This window comes from Scandinavium sp. NPDC088450 (assembly GCF_044900545.1).
Lineage (GTDB): Bacteria > Pseudomonadota > Gammaproteobacteria > Enterobacterales > Enterobacteriaceae > Scandinavium.
In genome coordinates this window covers 118,085-134,135 of record NZ_JBJDNI010000002.1, presented here as the reverse complement: position 1 = coordinate 134,135, position 16,051 = coordinate 118,085, and the positions used below count along the sequence as shown (strand labels likewise).

The following is a 16,051-nucleotide window of genomic DNA, read 5'->3' as shown; positions in this document are numbered from 1 at the left end:
CGGCTCCGCAGAGAATCCCCAGGAGCTTACTTTAGTAAGTGACTGGGGTGAGCGAGGACAGCCAACGCATCTGCGGCTTGAAGTATGACGGGGATACTCTCTCCCTGCGGGGAGAGGGTTCGGGTGAGGGGAAATCCCGCAGTTCCTCACCCGAGCCCTCTCGGGTAAAAACATTGATGAAGGTTAAGACTATGAAAGCATTACATTTTGGCGCAGGTAATATCGGACGTGGCTTTATCGGCAAACTGTTGGCCGATGCGGGTATCACCCTGACGTTCGCCGATGTGAATCAGGTGGTTCTTGATGCCCTGAATGCCCGTCATAGCTATCAGGTGCACGTGGTTGGCGAGAATGAGCAGGTTGAAACCGTTTCGTGTGTGAATGCCGTCAGCAGCATCGGCGATGATGTGGTGGAACTGATTGCTCAGGTTGATCTGGTGACCACCGCCGTTGGCCCGGTTGTGCTTGAGCGCATTGCTCCGGCCATCGCTAAAGGCCTGGCGAAACGTAAAGCCGCTGGCAACACTACGCCGCTGAACATCATCGCTTGTGAAAACATGGTGCGCGGTACCACTCAGCTGAAAGGGCACGTTGATGCAGCGCTGGCCGCAGAAGACAAAGCCTGGGTTGCTGAGCACGTGGGCTTTGTGGATTCCGCTGTTGACCGCATTGTTCCACCTTCTGCCTCCGCCACTAACGATCCTCTTGAAGTCACGGTAGAAACCTTCAGCGAGTGGATTGTCGACAAGACCCAGTTTAAAGGCACCCTGCCAACCATTCCGGGAATGGAATTAACTGATAACCTGATGGCATTTGTGGAACGCAAGCTCTTCACCCTGAACACCGGGCATGCTATAACCGCCTACCTCGGTAAGCTGGCAGGTCTCCAGACCATTCGCGACGCGATTCTCGATGAAAACATTCGTGCCGTGGTGAAAGGCGCAATGGAAGAGAGCGGCGCGGTGCTGATTAAGCGCTACGGTTTCGATGCGCAGAAACACGCTGCCTATATCCAGAAAATCCTCGGTCGCTTTGAGAACCCGTATCTGAAAGATGACGTCGAGCGCGTTGGCCGCCAGCCGCTGCGTAAACTGAGCGCGGGTGACCGTCTGATTAAACCGCTGCTCGGCACGCTGGAATATGGCCTGCCGCATGCGAATCTGGTGAAAGGGATTGCGGGTGCGATGCACTACCGCAGCGAAGAAGATCCACAGGCGCTGGAACTGGCCCAGCTTATCGAAGAGAAAGGCCCACAGGCCGCGTTGGCACAAGTCTCCGGGCTGGATGCCAACAGCGACGTGGTCGCGGAGGCGGTTAACGCATATCACGCGATCAAATGATGCACGACCCGGTGCTGCTCGTGGAGCAGCACCTCAACAAAAGATTGTCAGATATGCAGGCAATAATGGAAGAAACCCAGGCCTTTGAAAACCGTGTGCTTGAGCGTCTGAATGCTGGCAAAACCGTTCGAAGCTTCCTGATTACCGCCGTCGAGTTACTGACCGAGGCGGTCAACATGCTGGTGCTTCAGGTCTTCCGCAAAGACGATTACGCGGTGAAATACGCAGTGGAACCGTTGCTGGACGGCGAAGGGCCGCTGGGCGATTTGTCTGTGCGTCTGAAACTTATCTACGGCCTGGGCGTTATCAGCCGTGCAGAGTATGAAGACGCGGAACTGCTGATGGCGCTGCGAGAAGAACTCAACCACGACGGCAATGAATACGCCTTTACGGACGATGAAATTCTTGGCCCTTTTGGCGAACTGCACTGTGTTGCCGCCCTGCCGCCGCAGCCGGTTTTTGAGACCAGCGATGCCGAGCTCTTTGCCATGCAAAAGCAGCGCTACCAGCAGGTTGTACGCTCAACCATGGTGCTGTCACTCACTGAGCTGATTTCCCGAATCAGCTTAAAAAAAGCCTTTCAGAAGTAATCTGCTCAGTCCTGGTTTTCACTTTCCCGTTCACACACCGGTTTATACAAATCCCGATAGTAGGCCAGCCGCTCACGAAAGAGCTGGGCTTTCTCCTCGGGGATATGCTCAGGCATGTGATTCAGCGGCGGAGACTTCTTCAGGTACTCCATAAACGCCTGGCTGGAGGCCATGAAATCCACCGCTTTATCGATGATCCGTGGCACGTTTTCACCCATCTTAGCCATCATCTTCCCTCCTCTTCGGTTATCTCCTCTAAGCCTGGTCCGGTCGCTTCGCTTTTGCTGAGGAAAATGTGCCTTTTTGTTCACTTAAAGCGCAAAAATGCGATCAGACAGACACTTCTAAAAAATTATATATTTTTCATATTATTAGACTTAATAAAATCCTGTTAAAGCTCGTCTTCGCCGCAACAATGTCGATAATTAACTATCAGGAATAACGCTCAACGCGCATACTATGGGGTAACAAACGTCTTTTACATCACTAAGCCACAGACTATGAAAGAAGTAGAAAAGAACGAAATCAAACGCCTGAGCGACCGCCTGGACGCTATCCGTCACCTGCAGCCCACCCTCTCTCTGGTGGATGACGCAGAGAAGTATGCTGAGCTCGAAAAAGAGAAAGCGACGCTGGAAACAGAAATCGCGCGCCTGCGCGAAGTGTATGGCCAGAAGCTGAGCAAAGAAGCACAGAAACTGGCCGATATGCCGTTCCGCCGCGCTATCACTAAAAAAGAGCAGGCCGATATGGGCAAGCTGAAGAAAAGCGTCCGTGGCCTGGTGGTTATCCACCCGATGACCGCGCTGGGCCGTGAAATGGGCCTGAAAGAGATGACTGGCTTTTCGAAGACTGAGTTTTAATTCGACGCGGGAGAGCGTCCCTCTCCCCGACCTTCTCTCGCACGGAGAGGGAACCCTCAGATTGGCCCAACCAATTTAACTCCGTTCTGTACAACGCCTCACAGTTTCCTCTTCCCACGCAACATATGCATTGCCTGTTAACAACATATCGTTAACCATTCCCTTTCAGAACGTCTCCCCAACTTTGGCAGGACCACTTTTACATGAGCACTGCTCCACGCTGTCTGGCAGACGAGGTGGCAACCCGTGTGCGTAAGCTGATTGAAGAACAGCAACTGGAAGCCGGTATGCGGCTGCCTGCCGAGCGCCAGCTGGCTGTACAGCTTGGCGTGTCGCGTAATTCGTTGCGGGAAGCGCTGGCAAGGCTGGTGAGCGAAGGGCTGTTGTTAAGCCGTCGCGGCGGTGGCACGTTTGTGCGTTGGCAGCACGAACCCTGGTCTGATCAAAACATTGTGCAGCCGCTGAAAAGCCTGTTGGCAGATGACCCGGATTACACCTTCGATATTCTCGAAGCTCGCCATGCGATTGAAGCCAGCACCGCGTGGCACGCCGCGCTGCGAGCGACCGACGCCGATAAAGAGAAACTTCGGCTCTGCTTCGAAGCTTCGCAAAGTGAAGATCCTGATCTCGCCGCACAGGGTGACGTCCGTTTTCATCTGGCTGTCGCCGAAGCCTCTCACAATGTTGTTTTGCTTCAGACCATGCGCGGTTTCTTCGAGCTGCTGCACTCCTCGGTGATTAAGAGCCGACAGCGGATGTACCTCGTGCCTCCAGTGTTCGCCAGGCTGACTGAACAGCACCAGACGGTACTGAACGCGATTCTGGCAGGCGATGCGGAAGGTGCGCGCCAGGCGATGATGGCGCATCTGGGATTCGTTCACACCACCATTAAGCAGTTTGATGAAGACCGGGCCCGACAGGCTCGCATCACCCGCCTGCCCGGCGATCCTAACGAACCTTAAGGGAGACAAGCCATGATCATTTCTGCCGCCAGCGACTATCGCGCCGCCGCACAGCGTATTCTGCCGCCGTTCCTGTTTCACTACATCGACGGCGGGGCATACAGCGAACATACCCTGCGTCGCAACGTAGAGGATTTATCGCAGGTCGCGCTACGCCAGCGAGTGCTGAAAAACATGGCCGACCTCAGCCTGGAAACCAAATTGTTCAACGAAACGCTGTCGATGCCGGTGGCGCTGGCTCCGGTCGGCCTGTGTGGCATGTACGCCCGTCGTGGTGAAGTGCAGGCGGCGGGGGCTGCCGATGCCAAAGGCATTCCGTTTACGCTCTCAACGGTTTCCGTGTGTCCGATTGAAGAAGTCGCGCCAACCATTAAGCGCCCGATGTGGTTCCAGCTTTATGTTCTGCGTGACCGTGGCTTTATGCGTAATGCGCTGGAAAGAGCCAAAGCCGCGGGCTGTTCGACGCTGGTGTTTACCGTGGATATGCCTACGCCCGGCGCACGCTACCGTGATGCGCACTCCGGCATGAGCGGCCCGAATGCAGCATTGCGCCGCTACTGGCAGGCCGTCACGCATCCACAATGGGCATGGGATGTGGGCGTAAATGGCCGTCCGCACGATTTAGGCAATATTTCGACTTATCTGGGCAAACCGACCGGGCTGGAAGATTACATTGGCTGGCTGGCGAACAACTTTGACCCGTCTATCTCCTGGAAAGACCTGGAGTGGATCCGCGAATTCTGGGACGGCCCAATGGTCATCAAAGGCATTCTCGATCCAGAAGATGCCCGCGATGCCGTTCGCTTTGGCGCTGACGGTATCGTGGTGTCAAACCACGGTGGTCGCCAGTTGGATGGTGTGCTTTCTTCTGCGCGTGCGCTTCCCGCCATTGCTGATGCAGTAAAAGGCGATATCGCGATCCTGGCCGACAGCGGTATTCGCAATGGTCTGGACGTGGTGCGCATGCTTGCGCTGGGTGCAGACAGCGTGTTGCTGGGCCGCGCTTATCTGTATGCGCTTGCAACGCATGGCGGCGCTGGCGTCACCAACTTGCTGAACCTGATCGAAAAAGAGATGAAGGTGGCAATGACGCTGACCGGGGCGAAATCTATCAGCGAGATTTCCCGTGATTCTTTAGTGCAGGAGGCGAAGCACCTGGCTTCAGCACTGGCACCTGTAGTGCGTGGAGATGCGGCATAAGAGTCCCCCCTCTCCCTAGCCCTCTCCCACAGGGAGAGGGAACAGATCGAGCGCGGGCTCGGTATTCTCCTCTCCTTTTCTTCTGGCTGAGGAAACAGATCGAGCTCGGGCTCGGTATTCTCCCTCTCCTTTTCTTCTGGCTGAGGGAACAGATCGAGCGCGGGCTCGGTTTTCTCCCTCTCCTTTCGGGAGAGGGTCGGGGAGAGGGAGACAGCCAGCTTTACAAGTCATCCTGAATTTCTGCTATTCTGCCCGCGCAATTAAGGGGGCAGCATGCTTAACATCGTTTTATTCGAACCAGAAATCCCGCCGAATACCGGCAATATCATCCGCCTGTGCGCCAACACCGGATTTCGTCTGCACATCATCGAACCTATGGGTTTTACCTGGGATGATAAGCGTCTGCGCCGGGCCGGGCTGGATTACCACGAATTTACCGCCGTGAAGCGCCACGCTGACTATGCCGCTTTCTTTGAAGCCGAACAGCCTCAGCGTCTTTTTGCCCTGACGACGAAAGGCACGCCTGCTCACAGCGCAGTGAGCTATCAGGATGGGGATTTTTTGATGTTTGGCCCGGAAACACGCGGCCTGCCTGCCAGTATTCTTGATGCTCTGCCGGCTGAGCAAAAAATCCGTATTCCGATGATGCCAGACAGCCGCAGCATGAACCTGTCCAACGCGGTGTCGGTCGTGGTATACGAAGCCTGGCGCCAGTTGGGTTATCCGGGCGCAGTGTTACGAAGTTAACTCAGCCGCGAGAGCCCGGTAAGCAAAGCGCCACCGGGCAGGCAATCAGATGCCGTCACCAAACTCAAAGGTATGGTGAATGCCGTTGAAGTGCTGGTCCATATCCATCGCAGGTTTATCGCTGTCCGGCTTGCCGACAATACGCGCTGGCACGCCAGCAGCCGTGGTATGCGGTGGCACAGGCTGAAGCACGACAGAGCCCGCCCCAATTTTCGCGCCACGCCCGACTTCGATATTGCCGAGAATTTTTGCCCCTGCGCCAATCATCACCCCTTCACGAATTTTCGGGTGGCGATCTCCACTGGTTTTCCCTGTACCGCCGAGCGTTACAGATTGCAGGATTGAGACGTCATTTTCGATAACCGCTGTTTCCCCCACCACGATGCCTGTGGCGTGGTCGAGCATGATCCCTCGGCCAATTTTTGCCGCCGGGTGAATGTCGACCTGGAAGGTCACTGACACCTGATTTTGCAGGAAAATCGCCAGTGCGCGACGCCCCTGATTCCACAGCCAGTGGCCAATGCGGTAGGCCTGCAGCGCATGAAACCCTTTCAGGTAGAGCAACGGTGTGGAGTATTTGTCGACCGCCGGGTCGCGGGTGCGCACGGCCTGAATGTCGCAGGCTGCGGAGGCGATCATTTCCGGATCGGCGGCGTAGGCCTCTTCCACCACTTCACGAATGGCGATGGCGGGCATGATGGAGGAGGCAAGCTTATTGGCGAGCATGTAGCTCAGCGCGCTGCCCAGGTTTTCGTGCTTCAGGAGCGTGGCGTGGTAAAAACTGGCAAGCATGGGCTCGCAGTCAGCCAGCGCGCGAGCTTCGGCTTTAATATTGTTCCAGACAATTTCCAGTTCTTCACACGGCATTGCAGACTCCAGAAGCGATGATAATGGCCGGTCAGTTCTGCGCCGACCGGGCCATTCAGGTAACAACGATTCCTTGCGATTAGCGGTGGCTGCGCTCTTCCTTGCTGGCACGGCCTAATAAGGTCAATGCTGCCTCGCGCGCGTTTTTTCCGCAATACAATACCTGATAAATTTCCTCGGTTATTGGCATTTCGACACCAAAACGGTGGGCAAGTGCCCTCACCTCTTTGGTATTGCGGTAGCCTTCAACCACCTGACCAATCGCATCCTGTGCGCTTTGCACGTCCTGGCCCTGGCCGAGCGCCATGCCAAAACGGCGGTTACGCGACTGGTTGTCGGTACAGGTCAGCACTAAATCCCCCAGCCCTGCCATCCCCATAAAAGTGGAAGGATCTGCACCTAACGCGGCACCCAGCCGTGACATTTCTGCCAGACCACGGGTAATCAGCGCCGTACGAGCGTTTGCGCCAAAGCCAATACCGTCGGACATGCCTGCGCCAATCGCGATGACGTTTTTCACCGCACCACCCAGCTGCACACCGATAAAATCAGGGTTGCTGTAGACACGGAAGCTTTTGCCGCAGTGCAGCAGCTTTTGCAAATCATCGGCAAATTGCGGATCGGTGGACGCCAGGGCGATCGCCGTCGGCAGGCCTGCCGCCAGCTCTTTCGCGAAAGTTGGCCCGGAAATCACCGCCAGCGGAATAGCATCACCCAACGCTTCGCGGGCGACATCCTGCAGCAAACGGCCGGTTTCTGCTTCCAGCCCTTTTGTGGCCCACACCAGGCGCGCATCAGGACGCAGCAGCGGTTTCAGCTGACGCAGCACTTCGCCAAACACATGGCTTGGCACGACGACCAGAATATCGCGGCTGGCGGCTAACGCTTTGGCGAGATCGGTTTCGAGATGCAGCGTATCGGGGAAAGGCACATCGGGAAGGAAAGCCGTATTACAACGGTCACGTTGCAACAGCTCGATATGTTTTGGGTCGTGGCCCCAGAGCACAACATCGTGCCCGTTTCTTGCCAGAGTGATGGCAAGAGCGGTGCCGTACGAGCCGGCACCGATCACAGTCATTGCAGCTTTACGTGCGTTCATCAGGCATCCTGATGTTGTTCAGCACCTTCGCCAGCCTGCTGCTGCAGATAGTTCATGAACAGCGCATCAAAGTTCACTGGCGCAAGGTTCAGTTGCGGGAATGTACCGCGACCCACCAGGCTGGTGATGCATTCGCGAGCATACGGGAACAGGATGTTCGGGCAGTATGCACCCAGGCAATGCGCCATCTGGTTACCGTCGATGCCTTCGATGGAGAAAATACCGCCCTGCTGAACTTCACACAGGAACGCGGTTTCTTCACCCAGAGATGCGGTAACGGTTACACGCAGTACGACTTCGTATACGCCTTCTGCCAGTTGGGTAGAAGCCGTATCCAGATCAAGTTTAACCTCTGGCTGCCAGTCTTTCTGGAAAACATGCGGTGCATTTGGCGCTTCAAAGGAAACGTCTTTGGTGTAGATACGCTGGATCTGGAAAGTCATTTCTGGGTTGTTTTGTTCTGACATCTTTTTGTCCTTAAAAGGGTTATTTCAGCAGGGGATCAAGTCCACCACGTGCATCAAGTGCATACAAGTCGTCACAGCCGCCAATGTGCTGTGCATCAATAAAAATCTGCGGCACCGTGGTGCGGCCACTACGTTCAATCATCTCTTCGCGCTTCGCCGCGTTGCCATCAATTGGCAACTCCTGGAAACTGACGCCTTTTTCGTTCAGCAACGCTTTTGCGCGGTGGCAGAACGGACAAGTTGCTTTGGTGTAGATCTCGATATTGGCCATGACGTTACCTCAGATAATTACTTACCACGAACCAGCGGCAGGTTTTCACCGCTCCAGCCAGCGACACCTTCTTTCAGAACAAACACGCGCTCAAAGCCCGCTTTATTCAGTGCAGTAGCTGGATCCTGTGCCTGCATACCAGAACCATCAACAACAATGATGGGTTTATCTTTATGCTTTTCAAGCTCACCGAGGTTATTGGCTTTGATTTCAGTCGGCAGCAGGTTAATCGACCCTGCGATATGACCTTTACGGAAATCGTCACGCTGACGCAAATCCACCACCACTGCCTCTTCTTTGTTGATCAGACGGGTCGCTTCGCCACGGGTGATCACCTTAATTTTCGAGGTTAACCCTTTGAATGTCGTGAACAGAACGGCTGCCAGTAAGCCAACCCAGGCAATGCTCAGGATAGGGTGGCGACTCACAAATTGCATAATTTCTTGCATGGGGGGTAATAACTCCCGACTCAGTGATTAAAATTCAGGAAAGGAGTATACCTGTGCGTTTGTGCAAATACAGCACACGGACATAAGCTAATCCATTTTCTGCGGCCTGAAACGAAAAAATAAGAGCAAAAATAACCAAACTCACTGCCAGCCGGACCCGATCTTTGATCTTCCGAGGCAGATTTATCGATTCAGCTGTAGTAAAATTACGCAAATTTTTTATCTTGTGAGCATAGAGGTTGTCGCAATGTCTGATACTAAAAAACCGATGGTACTGGTGATTCTGGATGGCTACGGCTACCGCGAAGACCAGCAGGATAACGCGATTTTCAACGCGAAAACGCCGGTCATGGACGCCCTGTGGGCCAAACGTCCACACACCCTGATTGACGCTTCCGGCCTGGAAGTGGGTCTGCCAGACCGTCAGATGGGTAACTCCGAAGTGGGCCACGTCAACCTGGGCGCGGGCCGTATCGTGTATCAGGACCTGACGCGTCTGGACGTCGAAATTAAAGAACGTACGTTCTTTGAAAACAGCGTGCTGGCGGGTGCTGTTGATAAAGCTGTTGCCGCTGGCAAAGCCGTTCACATCATGGGCCTGCTGTCTGCCGGTGGCGTTCACAGCCACGAAGACCACATCCTGGCTATGGTCGAACTGGCCGCGCAGCGCGGTGCAGAAAAAATCTACCTGCACGCCTTCCTCGATGGCCGCGACACTCCGCCACGTAGCGCAAAATCTTCTCTGGCCACCTTTGAAGAGAAATTTGCCGCGCTGGGCAAAGGCCGCGTAGCCTCTATCATCGGCCGTTACTTTGCGATGGACCGTGACAACCGCTGGGATCGCGTGGAACAGGCCTATGACCTGATGACTCAGGCGAAAGGTGAATTCCAGTTCAACACCGCAGTGGAAGGCCTGGAAGCCGCCTATGCTCGCGACGAGAACGACGAATTCGTGAAAGCGACTGTCATCCGTGCTGAAGGTCAGGCTGACGCAGCCATGGAAGATGGCGATGCGCTGATCTTCATGAACTTCCGTGCTGACCGTGCGCGTGAAATCACCCGTGCTTTCGTGGACAAAGGCTTCGATGGCTTCGCGCGTAAGAAAGTGGTCAATCTCGACTACATCATGCTGACCCAATACGCAGCAGATATCGACGCGCCTTGTGCCTACCCACCCGCTTCTCTCGCGAACACCTTTGGTGAGTGGATGGCGAAGAACGATAAAACGCAGCTGCGCATTTCTGAAACCGAGAAATACGCACACGTCACCTTCTTCTTCAACGGCGGCGTAGAAGAGCCGTTTGCCGGCGAAGAACGCATCCTCATCAACTCCCCGAAAGTGGCGACCTACGATCTGCAGCCAGAAATGAGCTCGGCAGAACTGACCGAAAAACTGGTGGGGGCGATCAAAGGCGGCACATTCGACGCCATTATCTGTAACTACCCGAACGGCGATATGGTCGGCCATACCGGCGTGATGGAAGCAGCAGTAAAAGCTATCGAAGCGCTGGATCACTGCATTGATGAAGTGAGCAAAGCTGTCGAATCTGTTGGCGGCCAGTTGCTGATCACCGCAGACCACGGCAACGCCGAGCAGATGCGCGACCCGTCTACCGGCCAGGCGCACACCGCGCACACCAACCTGCCGGTTCCGCTGATCTACGTTGGCGACAAAGCAGTGAAAGCGGTTGAAGGCGGCAAGCTCTCTGATATCGCCCCGACCATGCTGACGCTGATGGGGATGGAAATCCCGCAAGAGATGACTGGCAAGCCGCTGTTCATCGTGGAATAATCCCTCCCCATGAGGGGAAAGGCGATTTTTTCAAATACATGGATCGCGACGGCAGTCCGATCCATGAGTTACGCCAGCGCACTCAGCGCTGGCGTATTGCTGTGCGCGACATATGCTCATGCAGACGATCGAAGCCAGCTGCAATCCATTCAGGCTGATATCGCCGCCAAAGAGCGCGCGGTTCGCCAACAGCAACAGCAACGCTCTACCCTGCTTGCTCAGCTCAAAACGCAAGAAGAAGCCATCGCAGCAGCAGCCCGTAAGCTGCGAGAAACGCAGAATACCCTCGCCGACCTCAATAAGCAGGTTGATGCGATGAATGCCTCCATCGCCAAACTCGAAAAGCAAAAAGCAGCCCAGGAACGTAATCTTGCCGCGCAGCTTGATGCGGCTTTTCGTCAGGGGGAGCACACCGGTATCCAGTTGATACTGAGTGGGGAAGAGAGTCAGCGTGGTCAGCGTTTGCAGGCTTATTTCGGCTATCTCAATCAGGCCCGTCAGGAAACCATCGCCCAGTTGAAGCAAACCAGCGAAGAGGTGGCCTCACAGAAAGCGGAACTGGAAGAGAAGCAAAGCCAGCAGCAGACGCTGTTGTACGAGCAGAAAGCTCAACAGGCCAAGCTTGAACAGGCTCGTAACGAGCGTAAGAAAACCCTTTCCGGGCTGGAATCCTCTATTCAGGCCGGACAACAGCAACTCAGCGAACTTCGTGCCAACGAATCGCGCATGAGGTCCCGCATTGCGCAAGCTGAAGCCGCTGCGCGTGCGCGTGCTGAGAAAGAAGCCAAAGAAGCGCAAGCCGTGCGTGACCGTCAGCAAGACGCTTCCCGCAAAGGCACCACCTACAAACCTTCTGAAAGTGAACGTTCACTGATGTCACGAACAGGCGGCCTGGGCTCGCCTCGCGGTCAGGCCTATTGGCCGGTTCGTGGCCCAACGCTGCATCGCTATGGCGAACAGCTGCAAGGTGAACTACGTTGGAAAGGGATGGTTATCGGTGCGTCTGAAGGCACCGAAGTCAAAGCCATTGCCGATGGCCGGGTGATCCTCGCCGACTGGCTGCAGGGTTACGGCTTAGTGGTTGTCGTCGAGCACGGCAAAGGCGATATGAGCCTTTATGGCTACAACCAAAGCGCGCTGGTAAGCGTTGGAACACAGGTCCGCGCAGGCCAGCCGATTGCCCTTGTGGGCAGCAGTGGTGGTCAGGGCCGGCCGTCACTCTACTTCGAAATTCGCCGCCAGGGTCAGGCGGTCAATCCACAGCCGTGGTTGGGAAGATAAGTTTTGCTTCAATTTCGCACGTTAGTGTTCTCCATCAGCGCCGCCCTGGCGATGGTGGCTCCGGTCCACGCCGGAAAACTCGCCATTGTGATTGATGACTTTGGCTACCGCCCACAGCAGGAAAACCAGGTCCTGGCGCTGCCAAACGCCGTTTCCGTCGCAGTGTTACCCAATGCGCCGCACGCCCGGGAAATGGCGACCAAAGCCCACAACGGCGGCCATGAAGTTCTGATCCACCTGCCCATGGCGCCCATCAGCAAACAGCCGCTGGAAAAAGACACCCTTCGTCCTGACATGAGCAGCGATGAGATTGAGCGTATTATTCGCGATGCTGTGGGCAAAGTGCCGTACGCAGTTGGGTTGAATAACCACATGGGCAGCGCGATGACGTCCAGCCTGTTTGGGATGCAAAAAGTGATGCAGGTGCTGAACCACTATAACTTTTACTTTCTCGACAGTATGACGATTGGCAATAGCCAGTCGATGCGTGCTGCCGCAGGCACGAATGTGAAGGTGATAAAACGTAAGGTGTTCCTGGATGACACGCAAAACGAAGCGGATATTCGCGTGCAGTTTAACCGCGCCGTTCAGCTTGCCAGACGAAATGGTTCCGCCATTGCTATCGGGCACCCACATCCTTCAACGGTGCGCGTCCTTCAGCAAATGATTTACAACCTGCCGCCAGATATCACGCTTGTGCGCCCGAGCAGCCTGCTCAATGAGCCGCAGGTTGATACTTCAACGCCAAACAACACGCAGCCTGTACAACCAACTGCACCGCGTAATCCTTTCCGTGGCGTGAAGCTGTGTAAGCCGAAGCTGGCTCCGCAGCCTGTCTACGCCAGCCGTTACTTTGCCGTGCTCGGCGAAAGCATTACTCACAGCACGCTGGTGCAGTATCTGCAATTGCAGTGGCAGGGTTGGGATAAAAAAGCCTGATAGCTGTCAGGCTTGATGGGAGTCTGTGCGCTCTTCAGCCACGACTCCCGGTTTTTTCTCGTGCGCGTACCAGGCTTTGAAGTACTTCAGAAAGCTATATAGCGTGGCATACAATCCTGTCACCGCACCGACTTTCCCTTTCCGCCAGGCTCCGCTAAACAAATACCATTTAAAAAACGCTCCAATTGCGCTAATAAACCCGCGCGCAAGAGAAGGCCGGATTTTTTTGTATTTCACGAGGCGTGTCGTATAGCTGTTTAATTTGCTGAAGACTTCGTGCAACGACCAAAAAGTATCGTGTCTGACGTGGCCTTCAATTTTGAACGTTTTAATCTCACCCTCAACCTGATCATCCACCGGGCGCAGGTTAAACCGGGCATGCTGGCGATTAAAAAGCCGGACAGGATAATCGGGGGATGAGATAGGGTAGAGAGTGCGGATCTCTTCCCCTAACACATACCAGTGACGCGTGATGCGCCAGCCATGGTTGGCTGGCGGCTCTTGCCCGGCTTTCAGTGTGTTAATAAAGGCCACGGTTTGGGCATCGAGGATCTCATCGCTGTCCATGCACAATACCCAGTCATGCGAGGCATGCTGTATCGCGACATTCATTTGTTCGCCATGCATACGATATGGATGATATATCGCATTCAACCCATATTCGTGGCAAATGTTTAATGTCCCATCGGTGCTGCCGGAATCGATGACTACAATTTCATCGGCCACGGTGATTAATGGCGGGATCACTTTGTGCAACAAACGTTCAGAATTAAAGGTTAACAGACAGACCGTTAATTTAAGCATGACTGCCCTGCCGATATTAAAAAGGTGGGAGATAAACCCGAAGTTTAGTGTGCGTTTTCACTTTTAAACATAATCGAATCCACACCTTTATAGCGATTGCCTTTTCGTTTATTTCTGGATCGTCACTGACGGCAACAAAAAACGCTGAATCTTCCGCCAGTTTCTTTATAATGCTCGCTGGTTTTTTAATATGAGAATCAGAGAGCATGGTGCCGCAAAAACGAAAAATCCTGCTGTTCGACAGTGGCAAAGAGTGGGGTGGTGGCACCAACAGCATGCTCGAACTGCTCAAGCGCATTGACCGCCAACGGTTTGATATAACTTGCTGTTTTTACCATAACTATCGCCGAGCAGGCGGTGAAAGCATTGAGCAGGTACTGAACGCAATTGGCATTCCGATGCTTGTCTTACCTGCTCGCCGCCAGCCTGGCTGGGCGAAAGTGCTTAAAGAGCTTGGCCGCAGCCTGCTGTTTTTCTCTCGCAATGCGCGCAAAGCGTTTACCCGCAAAATGGATACGCTGTGGCGTATTCAGCCGGATGCCCGCCGCCTCAAAAAAGTGCTGCAGGATGGCGAATATGACGTGCTGTATATGAACAATCAACCCGGCTCTAACGAAGAAGGCTATCACGCCGTGCGTGGAACGTCCGTTGCGCTGGTCCAGCACTGTCGTATTGAACCGGTACTTTCCCCCTCGTTAGTGCAGCTGGTGAATCAGCAGATTGACCGAATCATCGCGGTATCAAAGGGGGTGGAAAAAGTGCTGCTCGCCAATGGTGTGGAGGCAAAACTCTGTGTCACGGTGAATAACGCTATTGATATCCACCAGCCGCTGCCCGATCGGCACAAAATGCGCGAATCATTGGGCCTCAATGACGACACCTTTGTTTTCGGTAGCATCGGTTCTCTGATTGCTCGTAAGGCTAATCACCACACGCTTGAAGCATTGGCCTTGTTCCGGCAAAAACACCCTGACGCTGAATGGAAAATGATCCTTATCGGTGAGGGCCCGGAACGTCAGGCGCTTGAAGCACAGGCCGCTAAGCTAGGCTTGAGCGATCATCTTATCTTTACCGGTTTTCGCAATAATCCCTTTGATTATCTCGCCACGTTCGATGCCTTTATCCTCGCCTCCAGCAGCGAAGGATTACCGCGTGTGGTACTCGAAGCCATGCTATTAGGCATTCCGGCCATCGGCTCCGACGTCACCGGCACAGGCGAATTAATCAGCCACCAGCACACCGGGTTGCTCTTCCCGTGGAGTGACATTCACGCGCTGGCTGAACATCTTTCGGCTATCTGGCAGGACGCCGATCTGCGCCAGCGCCTGGCAAACCAGGCTCATCAGCATGTTCGTGATCATTACGCCATTGAGCACTATGTTGCTGGCGTGGAGCACGAGCTGGCTTCTCTTTCATCAAGACGGACAGACCATGTTTAAATTTCTGAATGCCCGCTATCGCCACATCAAGGCGCGTCACAATATTCCTTACGCTTCACTCGCCCCTTCTTCTGTGAGCGTGCCGGTGACGTCTGTCGTCATTCCCTGCACTGGCGCGGATTACATTGAAGAAGCGCTGCTGTCCGCGACCTTTGCCGAGCGCTTTGCCCCTGATCTCGAAGAGATTGTGATCGTCAGCGACCAACCAGAAAGCGCTTTTGGCGAACTGCCAGCGAAAACGCGCGTGGTCACGCTGGAGCTGCCAAAGCGTGAAGAGAGCTATCGCTATAAGCAAATCTACCTGAGCCGCCTGGTCAAACTGAATGCACCTCTTCAGGCTCGTGGTGAAGGAGTTTTGATGATCGACTCCGACCTCAACCTGCTGCAAATGCCGCAGTTCCGCGTTGAAGATCAACACATCTACTCCAGCTTCCGTCAGGGCAAAATGATCGCCAAGCTGGACGGTGCGCCTGAGCAAAATGTTCCGGCTTATTATAAAGAAACCGTTCGCCCTTATATTGTCGACCACGTGAATGGCGCCTTCCTGGCCGCCACTCGCAAAACCTGGCGTCGTATCTGCCCGCTGTGGTTAACGCTGTTCCAGGATACCTGGGAACTGATGGACGACAGCCAGCCGCCAACCGATCAGCTGCCGCTGGCTGCGCTGCTGGATATGCTGGATTTGAAAACCGTGAATCTGGGCGACTGGATGAACTGGCCGGTATCGAAAAAAATCGGCGGACAGGAAGCCGTTATCCCCAAAGAAGTGGTTGGGGCGCACGGCGGTTTCCCGTTATCGGAATGGCAGAAGTATCTCGCCTCTCGCGACAGTAAGCTGTTGTTTAAAGGACAGGATTACACCCGTAAAGTGCGTTATCTGACCGACAAAGAGAAGCAGCAGCAAAGCTAATGCCCGGCGGCGCTACGCTTGCACAGGCCTA

The 16,051-nt window shown here is 54.6% G+C and carries 18 protein-coding genes; 11 read left to right on the top strand and 7 right to left on the bottom strand.

The annotated features are described in order from the left end of the window. Nucleotides 1–176 precede the first annotated feature (176 nt). Both mtlD and mtlR read left to right on the top strand, forming a co-directional pair. Nucleotides 177–1,340 carry a mannitol-1-phosphate 5-dehydrogenase gene (gene mtlD, locus ACI2I2_RS03250; RefSeq protein ID WP_404656594.1) on the top strand — a complete coding sequence of 388 codons (1,164 nt, stop codon included), beginning with the start codon at nucleotides 177–179 and terminating at the stop codon, nucleotides 1,338–1,340. Beyond that, nucleotides 1,340–1,930, top strand: a complete 591-nt coding sequence (gene mtlR, locus ACI2I2_RS03245) for a mannitol operon repressor MtlR (RefSeq protein ID WP_404656730.1) — start codon at nucleotides 1,340–1,342, stop codon at nucleotides 1,928–1,930. The genes mtlD and mtlR overlap by 1 nt, the downstream gene beginning before the upstream one ends. 5 nt (nucleotides 1,931–1,935) lie before the next feature. Here the strand turns inward: mtlR and ACI2I2_RS03240 are convergent, their stop codons facing one another. After that, nucleotides 1,936–2,157: a hypothetical protein gene (locus tag ACI2I2_RS03240; protein ID WP_404656729.1), complete on the bottom strand. Its 222-nt coding sequence runs from the start codon at nucleotides 2,155–2,157 to the stop codon at nucleotides 1,936–1,938. 273 nt (nucleotides 2,158–2,430) lie between these two features. Between ACI2I2_RS03240 and ACI2I2_RS03235 the strand changes: the two genes are divergently transcribed. The 4 genes from ACI2I2_RS03235 (at nucleotide 2,431) to trmL (ending at nucleotide 5,702) form a co-directional block, all read left to right on the top strand. Then, nucleotides 2,431–2,793 (top strand): YibL family ribosome-associated protein, encoded by a 363-nt coding sequence (locus ACI2I2_RS03235; RefSeq protein ID WP_404656593.1) that lies wholly within the window; start codon nucleotides 2,431–2,433, stop codon nucleotides 2,791–2,793. Between the two features lie 203 nt (nucleotides 2,794–2,996). Further along, entirely contained in the window at nucleotides 2,997–3,755 is a 759-nt protein-coding gene (gene lldR / locus ACI2I2_RS03230) for a transcriptional regulator LldR (RefSeq protein WP_404656592.1), read from the top strand. Between the two features lie 12 nt (nucleotides 3,756–3,767). Beyond that, a complete protein-coding gene (gene lldD / locus ACI2I2_RS03225) occupies nucleotides 3,768–4,955 on the top strand; it encodes an FMN-dependent L-lactate dehydrogenase LldD (protein WP_330984805.1) in 1,188 nt (395 codons plus the stop codon). A 273-nt stretch (nucleotides 4,956–5,228) separates the two neighbouring features. Next, entirely contained in the window at nucleotides 5,229–5,702 is a 474-nt protein-coding gene (gene trmL, locus ACI2I2_RS03220) for a tRNA (uridine(34)/cytosine(34)/5-carboxymethylaminomethyluridine(34)-2'-O)-methyltransferase TrmL (protein ID WP_404656591.1), read from the top strand. Nucleotides 5,703–5,747: 45 nt separating this feature from the next. Here trmL and cysE read toward each other — a convergent pair whose 3' ends face one another. The 5 genes from cysE to ACI2I2_RS03195 all read right to left on the bottom strand — a co-directional run bounded on the left by cysE (nucleotide 5,748) and on the right by ACI2I2_RS03195 (nucleotide 8,855). After that, a complete protein-coding gene (gene cysE, locus ACI2I2_RS03215; protein ID WP_404656590.1) occupies nucleotides 5,748–6,569 on the bottom strand; it encodes a serine O-acetyltransferase in 822 nt (273 codons plus the stop codon). Between the two features lie 79 nt (nucleotides 6,570–6,648). Continuing rightward, complete coding sequence (gene gpsA, locus ACI2I2_RS03210) at nucleotides 6,649–7,668, bottom strand: NAD(P)H-dependent glycerol-3-phosphate dehydrogenase (protein ID WP_404656589.1); 1,020 nt, start codon at nucleotides 7,666–7,668, stop codon at nucleotides 6,649–6,651. Beyond that, on the bottom strand, nucleotides 7,668–8,135 hold the full coding sequence (secB, locus tag ACI2I2_RS03205) for a protein-export chaperone SecB (RefSeq protein ID WP_330984726.1): 468 nt from the start codon (nucleotides 8,133–8,135) through the stop codon (nucleotides 7,668–7,670). Before secB ends, gpsA begins: the two co-directional genes overlap by 1 nt. 19 nt (nucleotides 8,136–8,154) lie before the next feature. Continuing rightward, entirely contained in the window at nucleotides 8,155–8,406 is a 252-nt protein-coding gene (gene grxC / locus ACI2I2_RS03200) for a glutaredoxin 3 (protein ID WP_404656588.1), read from the bottom strand. A gap of 17 nt (nucleotides 8,407–8,423) precedes the next feature. Beyond that, the gene (locus tag ACI2I2_RS03195) at nucleotides 8,424–8,855 is read right to left on the bottom strand and encodes a rhodanese-like domain-containing protein (protein WP_330984724.1); all 432 of its coding nucleotides are present in this window, start codon (nucleotides 8,853–8,855) and stop codon (nucleotides 8,424–8,426) included. Nucleotides 8,856–9,102: 247 nt separating this feature from the next. On the opposite strand from ACI2I2_RS03195, the gene gpmM reads away from it, so the two are divergent. Genes gpmM through ACI2I2_RS03180 form a run of 3 tightly spaced genes read left to right on the top strand, consistent with a single transcriptional unit; the run spans nucleotide 9,103 to nucleotide 12,867 of the window. After that, nucleotides 9,103–10,647, top strand: a complete 1,545-nt coding sequence (gene gpmM / locus ACI2I2_RS03190; protein WP_404656587.1) for a 2,3-bisphosphoglycerate-independent phosphoglycerate mutase — start codon at nucleotides 9,103–9,105, stop codon at nucleotides 10,645–10,647. A gap of 9 nt (nucleotides 10,648–10,656) precedes the next feature. Next, entirely contained in the window at nucleotides 10,657–11,928 is a 1,272-nt protein-coding gene (gene envC, locus ACI2I2_RS03185) for a murein hydrolase activator EnvC (RefSeq protein ID WP_404656586.1), read from the top strand. Between the two features lie 3 nt (nucleotides 11,929–11,931). Next, nucleotides 11,932–12,867 carry a divergent polysaccharide deacetylase family protein gene (locus ACI2I2_RS03180; protein ID WP_404656585.1) on the top strand — a complete coding sequence of 312 codons (936 nt, stop codon included), beginning with the start codon at nucleotides 11,932–11,934 and terminating at the stop codon, nucleotides 12,865–12,867. A 6-nt stretch (nucleotides 12,868–12,873) separates the two neighbouring features. On the opposite strand, the gene ACI2I2_RS03175 is transcribed toward ACI2I2_RS03180, so the two are convergent. Beyond that, on the bottom strand, nucleotides 12,874–13,671 hold the full coding sequence (locus tag ACI2I2_RS03175; protein WP_404656584.1) for a glycosyltransferase family 2 protein: 798 nt from the start codon (nucleotides 13,669–13,671) through the stop codon (nucleotides 12,874–12,876). A 206-nt stretch (nucleotides 13,672–13,877) separates the two neighbouring features. Here ACI2I2_RS03175 and ACI2I2_RS03170 point away from each other — a divergent pair, with 206 nt between their 5' ends. Then, nucleotides 13,878–15,110 (top strand): glycosyltransferase, encoded by a 1,233-nt coding sequence (locus tag ACI2I2_RS03170; RefSeq protein ID WP_404656583.1) that lies wholly within the window; start codon nucleotides 13,878–13,880, stop codon nucleotides 15,108–15,110. After that, on the top strand, nucleotides 15,103–16,020 hold the full coding sequence (locus ACI2I2_RS03165; RefSeq protein WP_404656582.1) for a hypothetical protein: 918 nt from the start codon (nucleotides 15,103–15,105) through the stop codon (nucleotides 16,018–16,020). Before ACI2I2_RS03170 ends, ACI2I2_RS03165 begins: the two co-directional genes overlap by 8 nt. The last annotated feature ends 31 nt before the right edge of the window (nucleotides 16,021–16,051 follow it).